This window comes from Desulfotignum phosphitoxidans DSM 13687, assembly GCF_000350545.1.
In the GTDB taxonomy this organism is placed as follows: domain Bacteria; phylum Desulfobacterota; class Desulfobacteria; order Desulfobacterales; family Desulfobacteraceae; genus Desulfotignum; species Desulfotignum phosphitoxidans.
On the sequence record NZ_APJX01000031.1, the window covers coordinates 1 to 2,317 of the forward strand.

Below are 2,317 nucleotides of genomic sequence, written 5' to 3' on the forward strand. Positions count from 1 at the left end.
TATGTTCATCAATATATCATTTACAGCGGAACTGATCCATGATTTTGACGGCTTAAGCAAAAAGTCTACTTACGAACGCTTTGGCATTGTCCACATCTTCCTGGTTGGGACGGCCGGTCATCTGTTTGACCATCCCTGCCCACGTTTCATCATCAATGCCCAGTTTTTTCTGCACAGGTTCATGCATCGCCTCAGCCAAAAATCCCTGGCAGTCAAAACAGCCCCTGTATTCGATTCCTTTTTCTCTGCATGCGGTTTTCATAGGTTCTTCAAAAGCATCCATATCCTGTTCCGGATAAGCAGGTGCCATGTGGGTAATAAACCCTGCCATCTGTTGACCGGACGTTGACTTTAGAACACTTAAACATTCTTTGACCGGGGCGGCCAGGCTTCCGGAGTGCAGAGGCGACCCCATGAAAATGCAGTCATATTTGGCAACCATATCAGGGGTAATTTCTTCAAGTTTCTTTAAATCGGTATAACTGGTTTTAGCTGCTTCTTCGCAGATAGCTTTGGCGATTTTTTCCGTGTTGCCGCTCTGGCTGAAATAAGTGACCAATACCTTCATGATTGAATCTCCTTTTGGTTTATTTGTTATTGCGATCCTTAAAACCATTCTGAACTGTATCATATTTAAATGTCATTCGTCTGTCTGTAGCATTGGCTACATTATTGATAATAATTCATCAAACGCTGACTGCGTGCCCAGGATACGCGCTGTGTTGTTATAAAAAGCAGTGTTCCGGTTTGTTGCAACATCATCTTTGGATGGAAAAAACAACAAACGGTTTTTGGAAGTATGGAAATTTTTCTGGAAATGAGTTACAGGGATAGTCTGGGGGTCTCATCCGCTATAAAACAGGCCTTGTCCTGCAGGTAGTCCTCACCACAATCTGCCTCGGCTTGATCTGCCAAGTTTTATATATTTGGACACCAAATAACAAAAGAAGCTCGAACTCATTGCCAATCAACCGGAAGTGGCCAGCCTCAGCCGCTGTTTTGCCTTTATGTCCCTGGTAGCCCTGAACACCGGTGCTGACAGGAGATATTTTGACCTGAAATCCAAACCCTTGGTGTAATGTTTCAAATGTGGCAAACTTGCTTTTTTTGAAATTCCCCCCATAATGTAATAAATAATAAAGAAACTCTCATCTATTTGGAAAAGAGGCGACAGCGATGATGGATTTCCCAGATACTGAAAAAAACTAAAAAGCTGAATATCAAGCTACAAGTCTGCTTTAAATAAAGAAAAAAAGACGTTTGGGCATATAAATGATGGTGCTGGGAAAAGATATCTATTGTTTGCACTATTTTTTGTTTTAAATGATTTGAAAAAGTCTGAGCAATATTTCCAATGGTACGCAAAAGAATTTGACAATGATGTTGGAGAGCCCGTTCAAAAGCTGTGCTGGGCAATAAGCTTGTATCGAATGGACAGACTCGATGAGGCAAGATATCGACTTGCAGACTTGATGCTGACAAACCTATACATGATTCCAAGACTTTTAGGTGAAAACATAAAAACATATGACATCTGGCACTCCAGCTCCGACGCTGACTATGATTTTTACGATTACATATATGATGAAATTTTAGCAGCAATAACTGCAGATGACAAAAAATGGATTAAAACAGAGTATGATTCAGCTGTGTTTCAACGTATCAGGCAAAGATATATTGAAATATACGCTCACCTCAAAAATGTAAAAGACATGCCGTTACGCAAAAAACTTCTTAACGAATCCTACACGCTTCTTGATCAACTTGAAGTAACAGAAAACAGTGGAAAATCAAAAAATTGAATGCATTATCCCCAGAATTTGTGAACAATTCACATTGGGGATATCCAAACTACGGGCTTTTGAAGTTTGGCCACAGCACAAGGACGACTCGAAACTCAAATACACCGAAATTATCATATCAGAAGTAAAATTTGACAGCAGTGGCGATTGGATTCTTCAAAATTCCTGGAAGCCAGCAGACAAAAAGGATACCATGATCCTGGAACAGCTCATTGAAACTGTGGGGGATAAAGTAATCCGGAAAGAAAAATAATAATCCCCTTCAGTTAGCCATTGCATCAGGGATTAAGCGATGAAAAGGCTTGTCTGAATTTCAATTTACCATAAGGCAAAGGGGTAATATATGAAAATATGGGTGGATGCAGATGCTTGCCCGGGGGTGGTCAAAAATATTTTGTTCAAGGCAGCCGATCGGACCCATGTAGAGGTAACCCTGGTTGCCAATCATCCCATGAAAATACCCCAGCGGAACTATATCACATTTCTCCAGGTCTCCTCCGGGTTTGACGAGGGGG

The 2,317-nt window shown here is 41.0% G+C and carries 3 protein-coding genes; 2 read left to right on the plus strand and 1 reads right to left on the minus strand.

Annotation, left to right across the window (positions count from 1 at the left end; genetic code table 11):
* Positions 1-52: 52 nt before the first annotated feature.
* Positions 53-568, minus strand: coding sequence for a flavodoxin family protein (locus DPO_RS24285; protein WP_006968876.1), 516 nt, complete (start codon positions 566-568; stop codon positions 53-55).
* A gap of 730 nt (positions 569-1,298) precedes the next feature.
* Between DPO_RS24285 and DPO_RS23465 the strand changes: the two genes are divergently transcribed.
* Both DPO_RS23465 and DPO_RS24930 read left to right on the plus strand, forming a co-directional pair.
* On the plus strand, positions 1,299-1,802 hold the full coding sequence (locus tag DPO_RS23465; RefSeq protein WP_006968877.1) for a hypothetical protein: 504 nt from the start codon (positions 1,299-1,301) through the stop codon (positions 1,800-1,802).
* A 343-nt stretch (positions 1,803-2,145) separates the two neighbouring features.
* The coding region (locus DPO_RS24930; RefSeq protein WP_201765676.1) for a DUF188 domain-containing protein at positions 2,146-2,317 on the plus strand (172 nt) is incomplete at its 3' end.

Bases quoted from the DNA above. Each gene is read 5' to 3' on its own strand.
- DPO_RS24285 (WP_006968876.1), bottom strand. From the start codon at position 568: ATGAAGGTATTGGTCACTTATTTCAGCCAGAGCGGCAACACGGAAAAA.